Here is a 22,078-nt window from a genome sequence, read left to right on the forward strand (position 1 = left end):
ATATGCAAGATCATCATTATATAAGTTCAGCAGTTTTAGATCTGGAAGTGATTCATGATATTCTTAAGAATCGAAAAAAACTGGCTCTAAGTGATGAATCCAGAGTAAATATTGAAAAATCCCGAACTTATTTAAATAACAAGATAAAAGCTAGCGATGCTCCGGTTTATGGTATTAATACGGGTTTTGGAGCTCTCTGCAATGTTAAAATCACTCCTGAAAAATTAACGGAATTACAGGAAAACCTGGTTAGATCCCATGCCTGTGGTACCGGGGACAGCGTTTCTAAACCTGTTATTAAATTGATGTTATTGCTCAAAATTCAGTCACTTAGCTATGGGAACTCGGGTGTTGCTTTAGAAACAGTTGAAAGACTTATAGATCTTTATAACAATGACTTTCTTCCTGTTATTTACGAACAGGGTTCTTTAGGAGCTTCCGGAGATCTTGCTCCATTAGCACATTTAGCATTGCCCTTGATTGGAGATGGGGAAGTTCATTTTGAAGATTCAGTGATTTCAGGAGCTGAATTGTTGGAAAAGATGAACTGGAATCCGGTGAAGCTACAGAGTAAAGAAGGTCTGGCTTTACTCAACGGAACTCAATTTATGAGTGCTCATGGCGTTTACGCTCTATTGAAAGCTTACAAACTTTCATATATGGCAGATCTTATAGGCGCGATTTCCGTAGATGCATTTGATTGCAATCTATCCCCTTATGATGAGCTGGTTCATATGGTAAGACCACATCGCGGACAGGTTAAAACGGCAGAGAGGATTAGACAATTTTTAAAAGGAAGCGAAATAGCAGAATCTGAAAAAGCCAGTGTTCAGGATCCTTACTCTTTTAGGTGTATACCGCAGGTACATGGAGCCTCAAAAGACACATTGTCTTTTGTACGAAAAACTATAAAAACGGAGATAAACTCTGTAACCGATAATCCTAATATTTTTATCGAGGAAGATAAGATCATCTCAGGAGGAAATTTTCACGGGCAACCTTTGGCTCTAGGGCTCGATTATCTTGCCATAGCTCTTTCTGAACTAGCGAATATTTCTGAACGTAGAATCTATCAGTTAGTTTCCGGACTAAGAGGGTTGCCTAACTTTCTAGTGGAAAACCCAGGTTTAAATAGTGGATTTATGATTCCTCAATATACAGCCGCCAGTATTGTAAGCCAGAATAAACAGCTTTCTACACCGGCATCAGTAGATTCGATTGTTTCTTCGAATGGGCAGGAAGATCATGTGAGTATGGGAGCAAATAGTGCTACCAAATTACTTAAAGTTGTCGAGAATCTTAATTCAGTACTGGCAATAGAATTGTTCAATGCTTCTCAGGCGATTCACTTTAGGGAACCGGCAAAGACTTCTGAAAAATTAGACAAGGTGATACAGAGTTTTAGAAAATCTGTTCCGGTACTCACTGAAGATAGGACAATGGCTCCTTTTATTAAAAAATCTAAAGTTTTTGTAGATGATTTTGAAGTGGAAGAATTTCTTGATTAAATTCTTGTTTTAATCCAAACTACAGCTTCTTCGAGTGTCCGAAAAACACTAAAGCAATTATTGTCTTTATAGAATTTTTTTTCAACTCCCTCAGCATTCTTCCGAGTCATTTCATTTTCACTAACTACGGCAATTGCTTTTAAGCTTGAGGTTTTTGCAGAATCTATATACACCATAGGATCTACCGCATAAGAATTGACTCTATGAGAAATATATCCGTAGTCTTTATTTTTGAAAATTTCTGCACCAAGTTTCAGCAGTCTTTTATTTGATTGTACGTTTAAAAGGATGCCTTCATCCAGTTTAGCAATTAATATATTTTCGTGGACATATAGTTTTCCAAAGTCTAATTCAATTTCTTTTGTTAGCATTATTGGTAGGGGCTGTTTTGTGCTAATTTAGGATTTTTGGATTAGCGTTGAAAGCATTTCAATAAAAAAGCCGCTTGGTTAAAAGCGGCTTTTATTAGTGTTTCATGTACCTTTCTGATATTCAATTCATATGAAATCTATAGAATTTTAATTTCACATAATTAAGATTCGGTTTCTTTTACAGATTTTTGAATATCAATTGTTAATTCATTCTTTTCTTCATCCAGATCCATTTGAATCTTATCGCCTTCTTTCAATTTAGAGGTGATAATTTCTTCAGCTAAGGCATCTTCAATATACTTCTGTATCGCACGATTTAAAGGACGTGCACCATACTGTTTATCGAAACCTTTTTCAGCAATAAAATCTTTAGCCTTATCTGAAAGAGTTAAATCGTAACCAAGACCATGAATTCTATCAAACAGTTTTTCCAGTTCAATATCTATGATCTTATGAATATCTTCCCTTTCCAGGCTATTAAAGATGACTACATCGTCAATACGGTTTAAAAATTCTGGAGCGAACGCTTTTTTCAATGCATTTTCAATTACACTTCTAGCATTATTATCTACCTGTGATTTTTGAGAAGCTGTACCAAATCCAACACCCTGTCCAAAATCTTTTAATTTTCTGGCTCCGATATTAGAGGTCATGATAATTATAGTATTTCTAAAGTCAATCTTTCTTCCTAGACTGTCAGTTAAATATCCATCATCAAGTACCTGAAGTAGCATATTAAAAACATCAGGGTGTGCTTTTTCAACTTCATCTAAAAGAACAACGGCATAAGGCTTCCTTCTAACTTTTTCAGTAAGTTGACCACCTTCTTCGTATCCAACATATCCCGGAGGAGCACCAATTAACCTGGAGATTGCAAATTTCTCCATATACTCACTCATGTCTATACGAATAAGCGCATCATCATTATCAAATAATTCCCTGGCTAAAACTTTAGCTAACTGGGTTTTTCCAACACCGGTTTGACCGAGGAAAATAAAGGAACCAATCGGCTTGTTTGGATCTTTTAGTCCTGCACGATTACGTTGAATAGCCTTTACAACTTTCCCAACGGCTTCATCCTGACCAATCACTTTTCCTTTGATCTTTGTAGGAAGCTTCACCAGTTTGTTACTTTCAGTTTGGGCGATTCTATTAACAGGAATTCCTGTCATCATGGAAACCACATCAGCTACACTTTCTTCTGAAACTGTTTCTTTATGCTTCTTTGTTTCTTCTTCCCATTTTTCCTGAGCAATGCTAAGTTCTTTTTCAAGGTTCTTTTCATCATCTCTCAGCTTTGCAGCCTCTTCATATTTCTGCTTCTTGACCACTGAATTCTTACTATCCCGAACTTCTTCAAGTTTCCTTTCTAGTTCAAGAATTTGTTTTGGAACATCAATGTTTATGATATGAACTCTAGATCCCGCTTCATCTAAGGCATCAATAGCTTTATCTGGAAGAAATCTATCTGTCATGTATCTGTTAGTAAGTTTTACACAGGCCTGAATCGCTTCATCTGTATAAGATACGTTATGATGTTCTTCATATTTATCCTTAATATTGTTAAGAATCTCAATAGTTTCTTCTACAGTGGTAGGCTCCACGATAACTTTCTGGAACCTTCTTTCTAACGCACCATCTTTTTCTATGTATTGTCTATACTCATCCAGAGTAGTAGCTCCTATACATTGAATCTCACCCCTTGCTAAAGCCGGTTTAAACATGTTGCTGGCATCAAGACTTCCTGTAGCGCCACCTGCACCTACAATTGTATGAATTTCGTCTATAAAAAGGATGATATCATCATTCTTTTCAAGCTCATTCATAACAGCCTTTATACGTTCTTCAAATTGACCTCGATATTTGGTACCTGCAACAAGGCTTGCCAAATCAAGAGTAACAACTCTTTTGTCGAATAGGATCCTGGAGACTTTACGTTTTACAATTCTAAGCGCAAGTCCTTCTGCTATTGCAGATTTACCAACTCCCGGCTCTCCAATTAAAAGAGGGTTATTCTTTTTTCTTCTACTTAATATTTGCGAAACCCGTTCAATTTCTTTTTCTCTTCCAACTACAGGATCCAGTTTATCGGCTTCGGCTAGTGCAGTAAGATCTCTACCAAAATTATCTAAAACAGGAGTTTTGGATTTTTTAGAAGGTTTACCAGTAGTTCCACCACCACTAAAGGGGTTTTCTCTAGTTGTTTCGTCACCATCATCATCTGAAAATGATTCCGCAGAAGGGCTATCAGTAAAATCACCTTCATCACTTGCGATCATGTATTTAAATTGATCTTTTACACCGTCGTAGTCTATTTTCAATTTATTCAGGAGTTTAGTTGTCGGGTCATTTTCATTTCTTAAAATGCACAACAAAAGGTGAGCGGTATTTATTGACGAACTCTGGAAAAGTTTAGCTTCCAGAAATGTTGTTTTTAAAGCACGTTCAGCCTGTCTTGTTAAATGCAGGTTTTTCTTCTCGTTATTTATAGTAACGGTATTGGGATTAGCAGGGCTTAGAATTTCTACTTTACGTCTTAAATGACTTAAGTCTATATCAAGTGCACTTAGTATTTCTATAGCTTTACCATCTCCATCTCTCAGTAAACCAAGCATAAGATGCTCTGTCCCGATAAAATCGTGGCCAAGTCTTAGTGCTTCCTCTTTACTGTAAGCAATAACATCTTTTACTCTTGGTGAAAAATTATCATCCATTTTATCTTCCTTTCTCAAAATTTATTTCACTCGAATTTGGTCAAAAACTGTACCTAATAGGGAGTTAGTAGCTAATTGACAAAATTACTTTCAATTTTCAAAGTGAAAAATAATGAACTTATTAACTATATCACGATAAAAATTTGTTAATAAAAAGAAGTCTATCCTAGTCTTCAATGCCCATAAAAATTGATAAAATATGTAAATTGCCCCTTAGATTTTTTGAGATAAATTAAATTTTTAAATATGGCTGAAGGAGAAAAGCTTATTCCTATCAACATTGAAGATGAAATGAAGTCGGCCTACATCGATTATTCGATGTCGGTCATTGTGTCACGTGCTCTACCAGATGTGCGGGATGGATTAAAACCAGTGCACAGAAGAGTATTGTACGGTATGTACGAGCTTGGAGTTCTTTCAAACAGAGCCTATAAAAAATCTGCAAGAATTGTAGGAGAGGTATTAGGTAAGTTTCATCCACACGGTGATTCATCTGTTTACGATACCATGGTAAGGATGGCACAACACTGGAGCATGAGATATATGCTCGTGGACGGTCAGGGTAACTTTGGATCTGTAGATGGAGATAGTCCCGCTGCCATGCGTTATACAGAAGCACGTATGCGTAAAATCAGTGAAGATATGCTTGCTGATTTAGATAAAGAAACCGTTGATACCCAATTAAACTTTGATGATTCATTAAGCGAACCTGTTGTAATGCCTACAAGAGTTCCTAACCTTTTGGTTAATGGAGCAAGTGGTATTGCTGTGGGTATGGCAACCAATATGCCGCCTCACAATCTAACAGAGGTGATTGATGGTACTATCGCTTATATCGAAAATCATGATATCGATATTGATGAGCTTATTCAATATATCAAAGCTCCAGATTTTCCAACAGGTGGTATTATTTATGGATATGATGGTGTAAGAGAAGCTTTCAAAACCGGGCGAGGTCGCGTTGTAATGCGCGCAAAATCCCATATGGAAGAAATCGGTGGAAGGGAATACCTTGTTGTTACAGAAATTCCATATCAGGTTAATAAAGCCGATATGATCAAGAAAACAGCAGATCTTGTAAACGATAAAAAAATCGAAGGTATAAGTCTTATTAGAGATGAATCCGACCGTAATGGAATGCGTGTCGTTTATCAATTGAAAAGAGACGCTATACCTAATATAGTTTTAAATACATTATTTAAGCATACCGCGCTTCAATCTTCTTTTAGTGTAAATAATATTGCACTGGTTAATGGAAGACCTGAAATGCTTAATCTTAAAGATCTTATTTATCATTTTGTAGAGCATAGACATGATGTGGTTGTTCGCAGAACAGAATACGAATTAAGGAAAGCAAAAGAGCGTGCTCATATCCTTGAAGGATTAATTATTGCTTCAGATAATATAGATGAAGTAATAGCCCTTATTAGAGCCTCTTCTAATGCTGAGGAAGCCCGAAATAAATTAATTGAGCGATTTGAACTTTCAGAAATTCAGGCGAAAGCGATCGTTGAAATGAGATTGAGACAACTTACCGGTCTTGAGCAGGATAAATTAAGAGGTGAGTACGATGAAATTTTAAATACCATAGAAGACTTGGAGGTTATTCTTGCTCGAAAAGAGCGCAGAATGCAGGTTATAAAAGATGAACTTTTAGAGGTTAAGGAGAAGTACGGGGATGAAAGACGTTCTCAGATAGAATACGCAGGAGGAGATCTTAGTATTGAAGATATGATTCCAGATGAGAAAGTAGTAATTACTATCTCACATGCCGGTTATATCAAAAGAACATCTTTAAGCGAATATAAAACGCAGAATAGAGGAGGAGTAGGACAAAAAGGATCTAACACTAGAAATGAAGATTTCCTTGAATACTTGTTTGTTGGTACAAACCACCAGTATATGCTATTCTTTACCCAGAACGGTAAATGTTACTGGATGAGGGTTTATGAAATACCAGAAGGAAGTAAGGCTTCTAAAGGTAGAGCTATTCAAAATCTTATTAATATTGATCCTGAAGACAAAGTGAATGCCTTTATATGTACTCAGGATCTTAAAGATGAGAAATATGTAAATGATCATTTTGTGATCATGGCCACTAAAAAAGGTCAGGTTAAGAAAACCAGACTGGAGAAATATTCTCGTCCCAGAACAAATGGAATTAACGCTATTACCATTAAAGAAGGAGACGAATTACTAGAAGCAAAATTAACTACTGGAAACAGTCAGGTGATGCTTGGTTTGAGAAGTGGAAAGGCTATAAGGTTTGAAGAATCGAAAACAAGGCCTATGGGAAGAAATGCTTCCGGTGTGCGAGGAATCACTTTAGCCGATGATAAAGATGAAGTTGTAGGTATGATCGCCGTAAATGATTTTGAGTCAGACATTCTTGTTGTTTCTGAAAATGGGTATGGTAAAAGATCCAGTCTGGAAGACTATCGTATCACCAATCGAGGTGGTAAGGGAGTTAAAACGATTTCTGTTACCGAAAAAACAGGACAACTTGTCGCAATCAAGAATGTTTCAGATATAGATGACCTTATGATCATTAACAAATCTGGAATCGTGATTCGCATGGCTGTAGAAGATTTACGCGTAATGGGTCGTGCAACGCAAGGGGTTAGACTAATCAATCTAAAAGGTAATGACGCCATTGCTGCTGTAGCAAAAGTCTTGCATGATGAAGATGATCTGGACAGTATGGAAGATGCTGAAAAGCCTGTAGGTAGTGATGACCCAGCGAATGGCACAACTATTGCAGATGATAGTGAGGAATAAAAACTTAAAAACCAAAACAATGAAAACTAATATTTTGACAGCAGCGGCAGTGTCATTTCTAACCATGACAACGTTCGCTCAAAAAGATCAAGTAAAAAATGCTGAAGATGCACTTGATGATGGTAATTATGCAGAAGCTAAAGCTCAGTTAAAAGTCGCAGAAGCTAATCTTTCTGGACTTAATGATAAGTGGCAGGAAAATTTTTATCTATATAAAGGTAAAGCTTATTCGGGAGGTAATCCTACTGCCGAAGATATGAAGATGGCTGCTGAAGCTTTTCAGAAAGCTGTGGATATGGGAAGCGATGAGGCTACAGAAGGATTAACAGCGCTCAAGAACAATTTGATCCAGAGTGCAATTTCAGACCAGAACAAAGAAGATTTTGAAGCTGCTGCAGATAAACTGTATACAAGCTATGATCTAAGTAAACAAGATACAATCTATCTTTACTATGCTGCTAACAATCTAGTACAGGCGCAGAAGTATGATAAAGCAGCTAATTACCTTGAAATGCTAAACGAACTTGATTATGATGGTTCTGGAGAGGCATTTACTGCAGTAAATGTTGAAACAGGAGAAAGAGAGAACTTAGGTTCTAAACAGCAAATGGATCTTATGATCAAAACTAATCAATATAAAGAACCAGAAGTTGAAAAGATCCCTTCTAAAAAAGGTGAAATAGCAGCATTAATCGCCAGAATATATATCAATCAGGAAAAATATGATAAAGCAATAGCAGCAATGGATAAAGCCAAGGCTACTAATCCAGATGATATGGGTCTTTTACAGGCAGAGGCTAATATGTACTACCAAATGGGAGAAAAAGATAAGGCTAGAGAAATTTTGGAAGAGGTAGCAGCTAATGATCCTTCAGATCCGGCAACTTTTAACAATATTGGACTTATGTATGCTGAAATTGAAGATACTGAAAAAGCCATTGAGTTTTATAAAAAAGCCCTGGATGCAGATTCTGAGTTTAACGAGGCTAGAATAAATTTAATTGCAGCTAAACTTAGCAAAGAAAGAAGTATCATAGACGAGATGAACGGTCTTGGAATGAGTAAGAAAGACAATGCACGTTATGACGAGTTGGATGCTGAAAGAAAAGAGCTTTATAAAGAAGTTTTGCCGTTTCTTGAAAAAGCAATGGAAGTAGATCCAGAGAATACAGATATCGTTAAAACAGCTATGAATCTTTATACTAACCTGGGAAATCAGGAAAAAGCTGACGAACTAAAAGCTAAACTATAATTTATAGCGATAGCCATTATAACTAAAAAAAGAGCCACTGAAATTCAGTGGCTCTTTTTTTTATAAACTTTTTATTTGCTTAAATAATCTTCTTAATTACCCTCAGCTTATGAGTATGTTTTTTTAATTCAGCATTGAATATACCTGAATGGTCTATACGATCTATTCTTACCTTTCCGTCTACATGAATGATGTAATTATCTTTCATCATCAAGCCAACATGATTAATGATTCCTTCGTTATCATCAAAAAATGCCAGGTCGCCGGGTTCACTTTCTTCAATAAAGCTTAAAGCCTCTCCCTGTTTTGATTGTTCTGCTGCAGTTCTTTTAATTTGATACCCATTCAATTTATAAACTGTTTGGGTAAAACCACTGCAGTCTATTCCAAAAGGAGTTTTTCCTCCACAAATATGAGGAGAGTTTAAATAAAGAATTGCAGTATTTATAAGGTTTCCCTTATTGACTTGAACAGGTTTTGCAATTTCGCCCTCAAATTTGTGACCTAAAATTTTGGTGAAATTAATTACAGATCCTAATGGGATAGGCATTAGTAAACCTTTATCATCTGTGATATATTCAATAAGATCAGAAGAAAGCTGAATATCATCCTCGTTTAGAGAATAATATTCAGATTCTTCTATTATTGTATACTGCTTCTTATCTATCCAGGCTTCAAAACCATCAAAAACATTTCGAATTCTGCTCCAATGAGCACGTTCTTCCAAAACCTTAAAATACTCTCCATATAATAGCTGAGAGGTCATTTCACTTTCGTGAGATGCAGAAGCCCTAAGCGGTACAATACTTAAATGGCAAATTCCGTATTGCATTAATTATTTATTAATCAATTTTAGGAATTACGTTCAATTACCATTGCTGAAGCACCACCACCACCATTACAAATAGCAGCTGCTCCTAGTTTTCCATTATTTTGTTCCAGTACATTTAGTAAAGTGATAAGGATTCTTACACCACTGCATCCAAGTGGGTGACCTAAGGAAACGGCTCCACCATTTACATTAGTATTCTTATCATTTAAACCTAGAATCTTCATATTCGCAAGACCAACTACAGAGAAAGCTTCGTTAAACTCAAAGAAATCTACTTCGTCCATTTTTATTCCCGCTTTATCTATAGCTTTCGGAAGTGCTTTTGATGGGGCTGTAGTAAACCATTTTGGTTCCGTTGCCGCATCTGCAAAGCTTTTAATTGTCGCCAATGGTTTTAAACCTAATTCTTCTGCTTTCTCCCTGCTCATTAAAATCACTGTTCCGGCTCCATCATTAATAGTAGAAGCGTTTGCAGCGGTTACAGTTCCTTCTTTAGAAAATGCCGGTCTAAGAGAAGTGATTTTATCCATCCTAACATTCTTAAACTCCTCATCTTCTTTTACTATTAAAGGATCTCCTTTTCTCTGCGGAACTTCAACAGGCACAACTTCATTATCGAATTTACCTTCTTTCCACGCTTTTGCAGATCTTTCATAAGATTGGATTGCAAATTTATCCTGGTCTTCTCTGGAGAAATTATGTTCAGAAGCACAAAGATCAGCACAAACACCCATAGCATTATGGTCATAAGCATCTACCAATCCATCTTTTTGCATTCCGTCCTCAAGAGTAGCCGGTCCAAATTTCTTTCCGTTTCTCATATGAACATAATGAGGAATAAGGCTCATATTTTCCATTCCACCTGCCACTACAATAGAAGTGTCACCTAACATAATTGATTGTGCTCCCTGCATCACAGCCTTCATTCCACTGGCACAAACTTTATTTATGGTAGTACAAGGAACCGTATTTGGAATTCCAGCACCAAGAGAAGCTTGTCTTGCCGGAGCCTGACCAACACCAGCCTGCACAACATTACCCATCAAAACTTCTTCTACCATTTCTGGTTTTAGATTAATCTTTTCTAGTGCCCCTTTAATGGCAATAGATCCTAATTTCGTTGCTGGAATGCTTGATAAACTACCAAGAAAACTTCCTATTGGAGTTCTCGCAGCGCTTACTATTACTACTTCTTTATTCATGTTGTAAGTTTAATTAATTCAAGAGTTGCGAAGTTAGTGATTTTATAAGGAATTAAATAACCTAAGCTTATTCAGACCTATTTTTACTACATTTGAGCATTACCTGAATATCTATGAGCGATTTCGTTAATAAGCTATACAAAAATCAGGCGCTTTTTTATAAAGTTTTCCTGTTTGTGCTTACCTCAGTATTAATCGTTTACCTTCTTCCGAAAGGTGGTAAATTTAAGTATGATATCCCAAAGGGGAAGCCATGGCAATATGAGAATCTTTATGCTCCTTTCGATTTTGCTATTTTAAAGACAGATGAAGAAGTTTCTGCAGAAAGGCAGGATATAACCAAATCACATATTCCTTACTATAGCTTTGACACTGAAAAACCCGCAAGAGTTAATAAGGACGCCTTAGCAGAAGTTAACAATGTGTTTCCCGACACAGTTCTTAGTGTGTATGAGACCATCATTGATGATTTCGTCACAAAAACCGTTGATGATATTTATGAATTTGGTTTACTACAGGAAAGTGATCGTTTAAATCCAGATCAACTCGTCTATTTGCTTAAAGGTAATGAGGCTTCTGAAGTTGCTTACAGAAGAATTTTAAAACAAAGCCAAATAAGAGGATTTTTAAGTGAAGAAATTTCTAATGCAGGATTTTCTTCGTTTAGAACTGAACTATTGGAAGTTTTCTTTAATTCGGTAGAGCCCAACGTAAGTTTCAACAATCAACTCACCCAAAAAGAACTTGAAAGCAAGCTTAATAATATTTCCTATACCCGAGGAATTATTGAGCAGGGTAGTAGGATCATTGCCAAAGGAGAGGTTGTAGAGGGGAATAAATATAACATTCTTAGATCTTTAAAAGCCGAATATGAATCTCAGGTTTGGAGTAAAACCAATTATAACTGGATTATTGTTGGCTATAGCACACTAGTGGCCCTGGCCTTACTTATGTTATTGCTTTTTATGAGAAAGTACCGCATGAGCATCTTTGAGAATAATGTAAAGGTGACATTTATTTTCTTCAATATTATATTTATGGTCATGCTTACTACACTCGCAGTAAGTTTTAATATAGACTATGTGTATGTTGTTCCTTTGTGTATACTGCCACTTACCTTAAAAGCATTTTTTGATGCCAGGTTGGGGCTTTTCACACACGTGATCACCGTATTACTTTTAGGATTCATAGTTCCCAATAGTTATGAATATATGTTCCTTCAAATTATTGCGGGAATTGTTACTATTCTTACTGTAAGTGAATTATATAAAAGGGCTAATTTATTTATTTCAGTAGGGCAAATCACGCTGGTTTATATCATTGCCTATTTTGCTTTTACAGTTATTCAGGAAGGTAATATTGACGATATGAAGCCCGAAGTCTTCCTTACATTCTTACTTGGAGGTCTGGCTACATTATTTGTTCAGCCATTGATCTATGTCTATGAAAAAATATTTGGGATGGTAAGCGACATGTCTTTGCTGGAGCTTTCAGATACAAATTCCAAATTATTAAAAGAACTGGCAGAGAAAGCTCCGGGAACTTTTCATCATAGTTTAAATGTCGCAAATCTGGCAGAAGCAGCTGCTAATGAAATTAATGCTAATGCCATGCTGGCCAGGGTAGGAGCACTTTATCATGATATTGGTAAAATGTACAATCCCACTTATTTTACTGAAAATCAAACGACCTCTGTAAATTCGCACGATGAATTATCTCCGAGGGAAAGTGCGCAAATAATTATAGAGCACGTAATCAAAGGAATTGAGATCGCAAAAAAGAATAATCTACCAGATAGGGTGATAGATTTTATTAGAACCCATCATGGTACCAGTACGGTTTATTATTTTTATATGAAGGAGAAGGAAGCTAATGAAAATACTTCCTCTGAAGATTTTAGATATCCAGGACCAATTCCTTTTAGTAAGGAAACTGCTATTTTAATGATGTGTGATAGTGTGGAAGCTGCAAGTAAAAGTCTTAAGGAGCCTACCGCTGTGCTCATTGATAATTTTGTAGAGAAGATTATCGATAAACAAATGGAAGAGGGACAATTCCTGAATTCAAATATTACGTTTAAGGAAATACAGATGGTAAAGAAAATCTTAAAGCGGAAGCTGAAGAATATTTACCACCTGCGTATTGAATATCCTGAATAGATTTAATGTACGTTCAAAATCTTATGTTCTTTTTCATTGAAGCTGAAATTTTCTCCGGATTTTTTCCCCTTCATTTCCTGATATATAGGCGCATCGGTTGAAATTGCATATACGGTAATTCCTTCCTCCATAGTTATTTTTCCCAATGCAGCAGATATAAAATAATAATTTTCAGAGGTTTCAACAACGCTTCCAAAATCAACTTGCTCGGTATAATGCTTTTTATCTATCCGGCTTAATTTTTCTTTCATTTTTCTCGAATTATCAAGGTACTCAGCATATTTTTCAAAATCCCCTAATAGTTGTCCTTTGCTGTCATCCTCATCGTAATCTGTATGGGCATCGTTGTTCTCCATGGATTCTTTAATTTGATCCATTTCATTCTGATATTTATCAATTTGCCTGTTTACGGTTTCCAGACATTTGTAAAAAAGTTCTTCTTTATTTGTTACCATTTTCTTTAATTTTCAATGTTGAATCTAAAATTAATCAAGCTTTATCTGCTTACCGAAAGTTTAGGAAATATTTAATATCAATCCATTATTAGTATATAACCTTATAAATTGTAATTATAAGGCTTTAAGCTTATTTTTGTATATTTGACATATGGTAGCAGTAATTTCAGCAGATCTTTTATCTTCCTCGAGTTATTCTGAAAAACTCCTGGAGAAAGTCATTTCTGACTTGAACAGGGAGTTTGATTCCTTAGAGAAGCTTTCAGAGAAGGATTCAGGATTTAAGATTTTCAGAGGAGATAGTTTTCAAGGGATAGTGTATAATCCTTCAAAAGCATTACGTGTTGCATTGCAATTAAAAACTGCGATAAACAGAATTCATCTACATGAAAACGATACTAATAGAGCTTTTAAAATAGAAGCAGATATTAGGATCGCTATTGGGATAGGGTCTTATGATTTTAAAAGAGATTCTATTATGGAATCTAATGGCCAGGCGTTTCAGTTTTCAGGGAGAACATTGGATGATATGAAAAAGGAGAATCGAAAACTTCAGCTAAAAACACCAGTAGAAAACATAAATAATGAGTTTAATTCGTCTCTGTTTTTGTTGGATACCCTATCAGATAAATGGAGCACAGCTTCCGCAGAAGTAATATATTATCTTTTAAATGGTTTTAAAGAAACAGATATAGCTTCAGAGCTTGGCATTAGTCAGTCGGCAGTAAATCAACGAAAAAAAGCGGCGGGGTGGGATGCAATTGATAGCCTGCTTCATCGTTATGAATCTTTAATAAACGAACAATTTTCTAATGGAAAATAGTGTGCTTATACTTCTACAATTACTATTAGCCCATATAATTACAGATTTTGTGCTCCAGCCTACAAAATGGGTAAATCACAAAAGAAAGCATAAGGGAAAATCTAAATTTCTCTATATTCATGCGTTTATTGCCGGTTTTTTGACCTTACTGTTTCTCGCAAAACTTGAATGGTGGTACATTGCCGTATTTGTGAGTATTACCCACTTCTTTATAGATTTCTGGAAATTACAGTTTAAAAAAGACAATCTTAAGATGTTTGTTCTGGATCAAATGCTACATATTTTTGTGATCCTCCTGGCATGGATATTTTTAATTGCGGGGTTTGATAGAATACTACCATTTATTTCCGGTTTATTTACTTCGGAAGTATTCCTGGCACTTCTAATAGGATATTTAATAATAATTTTCCCCACGGGATTCCTTATCGGCAAGGCTACTAAGAGATGGCAGAATGAGGTACAGGATGATCTTAAAAAAAATAGCCTGGATGCTGCAGGGAGATATATTGGTATTTTCGAAAGAATTCTCGTCCTAACCTTTATTCTGACTACTAATTTTTCAGCAATAGGGTTTTTAATCGCCGCAAAATCTATTCTTCGTTTTAGTGATAAATCTGAAACCGGAGCACGAAAGCAAACCGAATATGTGTTAATAGGAACGCTTATGAGTTTCACTATAACAATCCTGATAGGATTTCTAGTACGCCATATTATTTTCCAATAATTGAATACTGCTTAATAATCTTTCCTTTACAATATTCATCATTCGTTTGTTGAGTGCAGAAGAGTTTTTTATATAGATCTCATATTCAGCTAAAGTGAATTGGCCTATAATCATGCCCTTCAAGCTATTTCTGAATTTAATATCTCTTTGAATAGCATTTTCAATATACTCAAATCTCTTTTCGAGCTTTAGTTCGTAAAACTTATTCTTATGTTTTACAATATAATTTCGAAACATAGCCAATAAAAGTTCATGCTGTAACTTAGCAACTGGTCTAAGGGTTTCATTTTGAAACCTCTCATCTGCACTCATATTATCGGTAATTCTGGCTGAAGGGATCTGCGGTCTTAGATCTATTAGATTAATGTCTCTAGGATTCATGGCAAGTAATGTTTCTTAAATATAATTAATTATACAGCTGAATTTACTACCTGGTAATTTGACTTGTAAACCGTTTATAAACAATAGGAGTTAAATATGTCTTAATCGCCCGTCTATCTTCTTTTCATCTTATTATATTGAATGGAAAAGCTAAAGATTATTAAATAATGATTGAATCAAAAAATCCATATACGGGAGAAGTTCTGGAAAAGTTTAAGGAATTAACTAAGCCTGAAATAGACGATGCTCTTCAGAGCGCCAATTCCAGATTTGAAAAGTGGAGAAAGACAACTTTTAAGGAAAGGGCAGATTTAATGATGAAAGCCGCTGCCGAATTGCGTAATAACAAACAGGAGTACGCTAAAGATATGAGCCTTGAGATGGGAAAACCTATTACTCAGGCGATCGCAGAAATTGAAAAGTGTGCCTGGGTATGCGAGTATTATGCTGAAAATGCCGAAAAACACTTATCTCCTAAAAAAATTAAGACCGATGCATCCAAAAGTTATGTAAACTATGAACCCATAGGGGTGGTCCTGGCTGTAATGCCCTGGAATTATCCATTCTGGCAGGTCTTTAGGTTTGCTGCTCCAGCGTTAATGGCCGGAAATATTGGAGTTTTAAAGCATGCCAGTAATGTGATGCGCTCAGCAAATAATATTCAAAAAGTTTTTGAAAGAGCCGGTTTTCCAAAATCTTGTTTTCAAAATCTTGTTTTAGGTAGTAGTAAGATTGAAGATATTATTCGAGATCCCAGAATAAAGGCGGTAACCTTAACCGGTAGTAAACCTGCAGGAGCGGCTGTCGCTTCTACGGCAAGTGAAGAAATTAAAAAGTCTGTTTTAGAATTAGGTGGTAGTAATGCTTTAGTTATTTTTAAAGATGCTAATATTTCTGAAAGCGTAAAAACCTGTGTACAGGCGAGGTTTCAAAATACCGGACAGAGTTGTATCGCTGGAAAGCGGCTTATAATTCATGAAAGTATCGCAGATGAGTTTACTGAAGAATTTGTAAAACAGGTTAGAGAACTAAAAAGTGGAGATCCTTTAGATGAGGATACTTTTATAGGAACCATGGCCAGGGAAGATCTTGCTGAAGATTTAGAAAAACAAATTCAGGATTCAGTGAAAGCTGGAGCAAAAATTATTCTGGGAGGTAAACGTGACAAGGCATATATGGAACCCACTATACTAACGGGGGTAACTTCTGATATGAGCATGTTCAAAGAAGAGACCTTTGGACCTGCGATTGGAGTTACTACCTTCAAAAAAGAACAGGAAGCAATAGACCTGGTAAATTTATCAGAATTTGGATTGGGCGTGTCCATTTTTACAGAAGATATGGACTTTGCCGAGAAAATAGTCCCGGAATTCGAAGATGGTGCTGTATTCGTGAACGAACTTGTAAAGAGTGATCCCAGACTTCCATTTGGAGGAACCAAAACATCAGGTTATGGCAGAGAACTTTCCGAAGATGGTATTCGTGAATTTGTAAATAGAAAGACGGTTTATTTTAAATAAGAATTAAATGAAATTTGGAAAAGTAGATGATCCGGGAAGCATTGATTTTTCACTTCCACCAACCCACAAACAAACAAGGGAGGTTCTTAATTCCTTTAAATCTTCTCAATTTGAAGATGTAAGAATTGGTTGCGCAAAATGGAACAGGGCAGACCTTAAGAACTTCTATCCAAGAGGTACAAAAGATGAGTTAGAATTTTATTCAACTCAGTTTAATTCTATCGAGTTAAATGCGTCTTTTTATCGTATGTTTCCTGAAGAGCAATTCGCAAAATGGGAAACTAAGGCTTCGGAAGATTTTAAATTTTTCCCGAAAGTACCACGAATAATCAGTCATATTAAAAGACTCAATGAAACTGAGGTAATTACTGATGATTTTGTGAAAAATATTCTACCCTTAAAAGAAAAACTGGGGATGGTATTTCTTCAGCTTCGAGAAGATTTTGGGCCAAAAAATATGGATCGGGTTGAAAAATTCTTTAAGCATTGGCCCAAAGAAGTTCCTTTATCTGCTGAATTTCGTCATGCCGACTGGTATAAAGATGAAAAGATTGCCGATGAATTGAATGAATTAATGATGCAACATAAAATAACTCATATTATTACAGACTCTGCCGGCAGGAGAGATTTGCTTCATATGAGATTAACTTCAGAATCAGCTTTTATTCGGTACAATGGGGCAAATCATAAAAGTGATTATACAAGGTTAGATGATTGGCTGGAACGAATTGGAGAATGGCACGAAATGGGCTTAAAAAATCTATATTTTTTTGTTCATCAAAACGTGGAGGAAGCTTCGCCATTATTGTCGGCATACTTTATTGAAAAGTTCAATAAAAAGTTTAATACGGAAATAAAAATTCCTGAAACATTAAAATAATATGGCACAAAAGATATCTGTAACCGTAGATAGTGTTGTTTTCTGTAAAGCGAACAACCAGTTTAAAGTATTATTAATCCAAAGAAAGAATGAACCTTTTAAAGACGAATGGGCCCTGCCAGGAGGATTTGTAAATGAAGGGGAAAACCTTGAGACAGCGGCCAAGAGAGAATTATTGGAAGAAACTGGGGTTGAAGTGAAATCTATGCAACAGGTTCAGGCGTTTGGTGAACCGGGGAGAGACCCTAGAGGCCATACAATTTCTATCGCTTTTTTGAGCCGGATATTCTGTGAAGAACATTTAAAACCTTCAGATGACGCTAAAGATGCTCAATGGTTCGCCATAGAAAAGCTTCACTCCATGAAGTTAGCATTTGATCATGACGAGATCATTAATGTCGCACAGCAGTTTCTATAATTATCCTTTTTAATAATTATAGAATTTATAGATTAATCTTTTCATTTTGAGAATTAGGTAAATCTATGGAGTATCTTTTAATCACTCAATTTTTCTGTTTAATTTCGAAATAAAACATGAGATTTCACACGAGAAAATGGATCAAACCTGAAGACCTAAATCCAAACGGAACTTTGTTTGGAGGGCGACTACTTGAATGGATAGATGAAGAATGTGCTTTATATAGTATTGTTCAGCTAGAAAATCCAAAGACAGTTACAAAATACATGAGTGAGATAGATTTTAGAAGTTCTGCTCATCAAGGTGATATTATTGAAATTGGTATAGAGGTTGAAAAATTTGGAACGGCTTCGCTAACCTTAAAATGTGAGGTGCGTAACAAAATGACCAGAGAATCAATTATTGCTGTAGATAAGATTGTAATGGTTGCCCTGGACGAAGAAGGAAAACCTAAACCACACGGTAAAACCGAAATAGAATTTGTTAAAGATCGATTAAAATAACTCTAAGTGTCAAGTGAAGTCAAAACCCTGCGCTTAATCCTAAACAATTTTCTACGAAACTTTCGTTAAAAAGAATTCCGTAGTTACGGCTATGAGATGTTTTTTAGCATTGACCAGTCACAAAACCTGAGATTGCCTTATGCATCATTTTAATTACACCTAACACTAACTTGTTTTAGATGGAGCCTCAGGGTTTGGCGCTAATCTCACCGGAAACTCTTTTTCACCACCGTATAATTTGATTTCCTGAATATCTGCTGGCATGTAATAGCCATTATCTTCAAGTGCTTCTTTTACCGCTCTAACCACGTTTCCTTTCGTTATCAAAGCTTGCATTCTAAAATCCTTGGTATCTACCCAAAAGAATACTTTAAGGTTCACGGTACTGGTAGCTAATTCATCTTCAATTACAAAGTTTTCATGATCTTCATCTTCAATTACCAGAGGATCTTTTCTTAGAGCTTCCATCACAGTTTTTTTAGCCCCATCAATATTATCTTCATAAGCGATACCAATAATAAAGCTCCAACGAAAAAAACCATCTTCAGTGAAATTTGTTACAGGCTCCGTAAGCACATCACTATTTGGAATATATACATCTTTACCGTCAAAGGTTTTCAGTTTAGTATATCTAAATTCCAGGGTTTTCACCTTACCAAAATTATCGCCAATTTCAACCGTATCATTTACATCAAAGGGTCTGTTGAAAGCAAGGATAATACCGGCAATAAAGTTTTCTCCAATATCTTTAAAAGCAAACCCCAGCACAACAGCACTAGCTCCGGCGGCTGTAAGTATTCCCGTGGCTACGCCTCCAAGACCGGCTGCTTTAAGGGCAAGCATAATAGCAATAATTATTATAACAAACCTAATGGCTTTTCCCAGAAATCGGCTCATTAAAGGATCTGATGTCCTTGCAGAAATTCTCCTTTGAAAGAATCTACCCAACCAGATGCCAATTAATACACCTAGTATAATAATTAAAAGGCCTAGTCCAATTCCTGGAAGTTGATCAATAAAATTATTGTAGAATTGATTAAAGGACTCTGTAACGTTCTCCGCTTCAGCAGGGCTGGAATTTTGCATTATACTGTTTTCCTTAAAAATAAATATTAGAGGAGTGATACTATCCCAATTAAATGTTAGTATTTATTGGTTACTTGATCCATTTGGTCCCTTTTCAGAATTTTCACGTTCTTCTTCTGCGATTTGCTCTTTAGCTTTTTTTATCTGTTCCTGAGTTGCAAGTTTTGGTTTCTGTTCTTTGGCCAACTCTTTCTGTAAATATAGTTGCGCGTAAAAAGGATAATGATCTGATTTTATATCACTTCCTACATCAATTTTACTCGCTCTAAATTCCTCCGAAACAAAAATATGATCAAGAGACCATTTCATAATAAAACTTGTAGCATCAAAGGTATTGTAAAAGCTCCTTCCTTTTCTTACATCTAAAAGTTCCCCAACACTTTGGAACAGGCTGGTAGTACTTGACCATGCAACATCATTAAAATCACCAATTACCATCACCGGGAGATCGGAGTCTCTTGCTTCTAAAGCTATTTTCATCATTTCAGCATCTCGGTCTGAAGATGAAGGATTATGTTGTGGCATAGGTGGAGTAGGGTGTATGGCATGAAGTTTTATCCATTCTCCAGATCGTAACTGAATCTCTGAATGAATTGAGGGAATACTATCATCTACCAAATATTTTATCTGTGGATTTCTTAATTTCAATTTTGAATAAAGCAACATCCCGTAAGTATTATCCAAAGGGGCCAGTTTCTTATAAGGATAATTAGAACCTATACCTTCTTCTATAGCTAATTCCCAATTACTATCTGTTTCGGTAAAAACAGCAATATCAGGATCTAATTTTTTCATTTCAGCGATAAACAGCGCAGTTTCTTTATTCTTCTGAAGCACATTTGAAGTTAATAACATAAAACCGCTATTTTCATTCACATTAGCAGTAGGTTTTCCAACGTCATAGGGTGCAAAGGGAGTGTATGGATATATTTTATAGAATTGAAAAATAAAACAGGTAACCAGAACTGCCATAAATGTATAATCTCTCCAGGATCTAATCTCAAATCTGAAAAAATAAACCGCTATGGCGGTAAGGGTTAATAGTGTTAATTCAATATGCGGATAATCAAACATCCTGATCCACCAAAAATCTGCTGCAATTAGAGGAATTAATGTTAATACAACTGCAAGGATACCGAAGCCCTGAAGAAATGGTTTTAATTTCATAGTCTATTGATAAAGAATTAAATTTCTGATTTTCTTTCCAGAAAACTACGAATATCATCTCCTGAAGGAGCTTCAAATAGTTTAAGATCAAAATAGGGGATAGCCGCTATAAGATGGTCAAAAATATCAGCCGAAATATACTCAAAATTTTCCCAGCGTTTATCCTTGCTAAAACAAAGTATTTCTAAAGGAATACCATTGGCAGTGGGAGCCATATGTCTTACGATGATATACATTTCCTTATGTACGGCAGAATGCTCATGCAGGTATGAGTCGGCATATTTTCTAAAGATTCCAAGATTGGTCTGGTTGCGACCATTGATGAGTAAGCTTTTATCGGTGCCGTTAGACTCATTGTATTTATCGATTTCTGCCTGTCTGTTTTCCAAATAGGGCGCGATAAGTTTAATTTTCTTTAATCTATCAATCTCTTCGGAAGTAAGGAATTTTACAGAATTTTGTTTGATATAAACCGAACGTTTTATTCTTCTTCCGGGAGATTCCTGCATTCCTCTCCAGTTTTGGAATGAATCGGAAATTAGGCTGTATGTTGGGATCGTGGTAAAAGTATTATCCCAGTTTTGTACTCGAACTGTGGCAAGATTAATTTCGGTTACCGTACCATCTGCCCCGAATTTTTCAAAAGTGATCCAGTCTCCAATTCTAACGATATCGTTAACAGAAACCTGAATGGAAGCTACTAATCCCAGTATAGTATCCTTGAATATTAAAAGAATTACAGCGGAAGCCGCACCTAAAGAAATAGCAAATCCTAATACAGATCTATTAAAAAGAGTTGAAAAGATAAACATTAAGCCTATAATCCAGATAAAGATCATGATGATCTGGCTAAAACTTTCTAATGGTTTATCATTAAATTCTTCTCTCGTTTTTAAATAATTCCTGGTAGACCTAAGTACACTTCTACAAATCCATACAATAAGTATGATGACATAAATTTCTACCAGCTTATAAAAAATCTCAAGGACTTCCGGAAATTCAGAAAATATTAATGGGAAGAGCTTGTAAACCACAAACAATGGAAGAAATCGCCCAACATACCTTGGAAAGTTACTTTTTATAAGAAAGTCATCGAGCGTGGTTTTTGTCTTATTTGTAAATAACTTAAACCCTTCTATTATAAAATTTTTGATGAGATAATTGATTCCCAGAACAATCAGGGTAAGAACCACAAGATTAATGAGAAGATTAAGATACTGAGCAGCCACGGCATTCATTCCGTAGTCTACAAATAACTCTTCAAAAAAGCAGATAATATCTATTAAGCCTTCTTCAATATTCATG

At 35.7% G+C, this 22,078-nt stretch carries 19 protein-coding genes; 10 read left to right on the plus strand and 9 right to left on the minus strand.

What is annotated here, in order from left to right:
- Window positions 1-2: 2 nt before the first annotated feature.
- The gene (gene hutH / locus GFO_RS07035; protein WP_011709385.1) at window positions 3-1,508 is read left to right on the plus strand and encodes a histidine ammonia-lyase; all 1,506 of its coding nucleotides are present in this window, start codon (window positions 3-5) and stop codon (window positions 1,506-1,508) included.
- Here the strand turns inward: hutH and GFO_RS07040 are convergent.
- Entirely contained in the window at window positions 1,505-1,879 is a 375-nt protein-coding gene (locus GFO_RS07040) for a hypothetical protein (protein ID WP_011709386.1), read from the minus strand. The two genes, hutH and GFO_RS07040, sit on opposite strands and share 4 nt — an antisense overlap.
- A 161-nt stretch (window positions 1,880-2,040) precedes the next feature.
- Complete coding sequence (locus GFO_RS07045; RefSeq protein WP_011709387.1) at window positions 2,041-4,593, minus strand: ATP-dependent Clp protease ATP-binding subunit; 2,553 nt, start codon at window positions 4,591-4,593, stop codon at window positions 2,041-2,043.
- Between the two features lie 246 nt (window positions 4,594-4,839).
- On the opposite strand from GFO_RS07045, the gene gyrA reads away from it, so the two are divergent.
- Window positions 4,840-7,371: a DNA gyrase subunit A gene (gene gyrA / locus GFO_RS07050; protein WP_011709389.1), complete on the plus strand. Its 2,532-nt coding sequence runs from the start codon at window positions 4,840-4,842 to the stop codon at window positions 7,369-7,371.
- A 19-nt stretch (window positions 7,372-7,390) separates the two neighbouring features.
- Window positions 7,391-8,623, plus strand: a complete 1,233-nt coding sequence (locus GFO_RS07055; RefSeq protein ID WP_041250287.1) for a tetratricopeptide repeat protein — start codon at window positions 7,391-7,393, stop codon at window positions 8,621-8,623.
- Between the two features lie 79 nt (window positions 8,624-8,702).
- Here GFO_RS07055 and GFO_RS07060 read toward each other — a convergent pair whose 3' ends face one another.
- Together GFO_RS07060 and GFO_RS07065 are read right to left on the minus strand one after the other, a co-directional pair.
- Complete coding sequence (locus tag GFO_RS07060; protein ID WP_011709391.1) at window positions 8,703-9,455, minus strand: C40 family peptidase; 753 nt, start codon at window positions 9,453-9,455, stop codon at window positions 8,703-8,705.
- Between the two features lie 20 nt (window positions 9,456-9,475).
- Entirely contained in the window at window positions 9,476-10,657 is a 1,182-nt protein-coding gene (locus GFO_RS07065) for an acetyl-CoA C-acyltransferase (protein WP_011709392.1), read from the minus strand.
- A 113-nt stretch (window positions 10,658-10,770) separates the two neighbouring features.
- Here GFO_RS07065 and GFO_RS07070 point away from each other — a divergent pair, with 113 nt between their 5' ends.
- Window positions 10,771-12,816, plus strand: coding sequence for an HD family phosphohydrolase (locus GFO_RS07070; protein ID WP_011709393.1), 2,046 nt, complete (start codon window positions 10,771-10,773; stop codon window positions 12,814-12,816).
- 2 nt (window positions 12,817-12,818) lie between these two features.
- Here GFO_RS07070 and GFO_RS07075 read toward each other — a convergent pair whose 3' ends face one another.
- On the minus strand, window positions 12,819-13,271 hold the full coding sequence (locus GFO_RS07075) for a hypothetical protein (protein WP_011709394.1): 453 nt from the start codon (window positions 13,269-13,271) through the stop codon (window positions 12,819-12,821).
- A gap of 151 nt (window positions 13,272-13,422) precedes the next feature.
- On the opposite strand from GFO_RS07075, the gene GFO_RS07080 reads away from it, so the two are divergent.
- Both GFO_RS07080 and GFO_RS07085 read left to right on the plus strand, forming a co-directional pair.
- Window positions 13,423-14,094: a terminase gpP N-terminus-related DNA-binding protein gene (locus GFO_RS07080; RefSeq protein WP_011709395.1), complete on the plus strand. Its 672-nt coding sequence runs from the start codon at window positions 13,423-13,425 to the stop codon at window positions 14,092-14,094.
- The gene (locus tag GFO_RS07085; RefSeq protein WP_011709396.1) at window positions 14,084-14,818 is read left to right on the plus strand and encodes a DUF3307 domain-containing protein; all 735 of its coding nucleotides are present in this window, start codon (window positions 14,084-14,086) and stop codon (window positions 14,816-14,818) included. Before GFO_RS07080 ends, GFO_RS07085 begins: the two co-directional genes overlap by 11 nt.
- Here the strand turns inward: GFO_RS07085 and GFO_RS07090 are convergent.
- Entirely contained in the window at window positions 14,792-15,199 is a 408-nt protein-coding gene (locus GFO_RS07090) for a hypothetical protein (RefSeq protein ID WP_011709397.1), read from the minus strand. The genes GFO_RS07085 and GFO_RS07090 overlap by 27 nt on opposite strands.
- Before the next feature lie 167 nt (window positions 15,200-15,366).
- On the opposite strand from GFO_RS07090, the gene GFO_RS07095 reads away from it, so the two are divergent.
- From GFO_RS07095 to GFO_RS07110, 4 genes are all read left to right on the plus strand, one after another.
- Window positions 15,367-16,719 (plus strand): NAD-dependent succinate-semialdehyde dehydrogenase, encoded by a 1,353-nt coding sequence (locus tag GFO_RS07095; RefSeq protein WP_011709398.1) that lies wholly within the window; start codon window positions 15,367-15,369, stop codon window positions 16,717-16,719.
- A 7-nt stretch (window positions 16,720-16,726) separates the two neighbouring features.
- Window positions 16,727-17,599, plus strand: a complete 873-nt coding sequence (locus GFO_RS07100) for a DUF72 domain-containing protein (RefSeq protein ID WP_011709399.1) — start codon at window positions 16,727-16,729, stop codon at window positions 17,597-17,599.
- 1 nt (window position 17,600) lies between these two features.
- Window positions 17,601-18,017 carry an NUDIX domain-containing protein gene (locus GFO_RS07105; protein ID WP_011709400.1) on the plus strand — a complete coding sequence of 139 codons (417 nt, stop codon included), beginning with the start codon at window positions 17,601-17,603 and terminating at the stop codon, window positions 18,015-18,017.
- A 116-nt stretch (window positions 18,018-18,133) separates the two neighbouring features.
- The gene (locus tag GFO_RS07110) at window positions 18,134-18,520 is read left to right on the plus strand and encodes an acyl-CoA thioesterase (RefSeq protein WP_011709401.1); all 387 of its coding nucleotides are present in this window, start codon (window positions 18,134-18,136) and stop codon (window positions 18,518-18,520) included.
- A 165-nt stretch (window positions 18,521-18,685) separates the two neighbouring features.
- On the opposite strand, the gene GFO_RS07115 is transcribed toward GFO_RS07110, so the two are convergent.
- From GFO_RS07115 to GFO_RS07125, 3 genes are all read right to left on the minus strand, one after another.
- Complete coding sequence (locus GFO_RS07115; RefSeq protein WP_011709402.1) at window positions 18,686-19,606, minus strand: mechanosensitive ion channel family protein; 921 nt, start codon at window positions 19,604-19,606, stop codon at window positions 18,686-18,688.
- 63 nt (window positions 19,607-19,669) lie between these two features.
- On the minus strand, window positions 19,670-20,773 hold the full coding sequence (locus GFO_RS07120) for an endonuclease/exonuclease/phosphatase family protein (RefSeq protein WP_011709403.1): 1,104 nt from the start codon (window positions 20,771-20,773) through the stop codon (window positions 19,670-19,672).
- A 17-nt stretch (window positions 20,774-20,790) separates the two neighbouring features.
- Entirely contained in the window at window positions 20,791-22,077 is a 1,287-nt protein-coding gene (locus GFO_RS07125) for a mechanosensitive ion channel family protein (RefSeq protein ID WP_011709404.1), read from the minus strand.
- Window position 22,078: the final 1 nt, after the last annotated feature.

Origin of the sequence: Christiangramia forsetii KT0803, assembly GCF_000060345.1 — a bacterium.
GTDB classification, from domain to species: domain Bacteria; phylum Bacteroidota; class Bacteroidia; order Flavobacteriales; family Flavobacteriaceae; genus Christiangramia; species Christiangramia forsetii.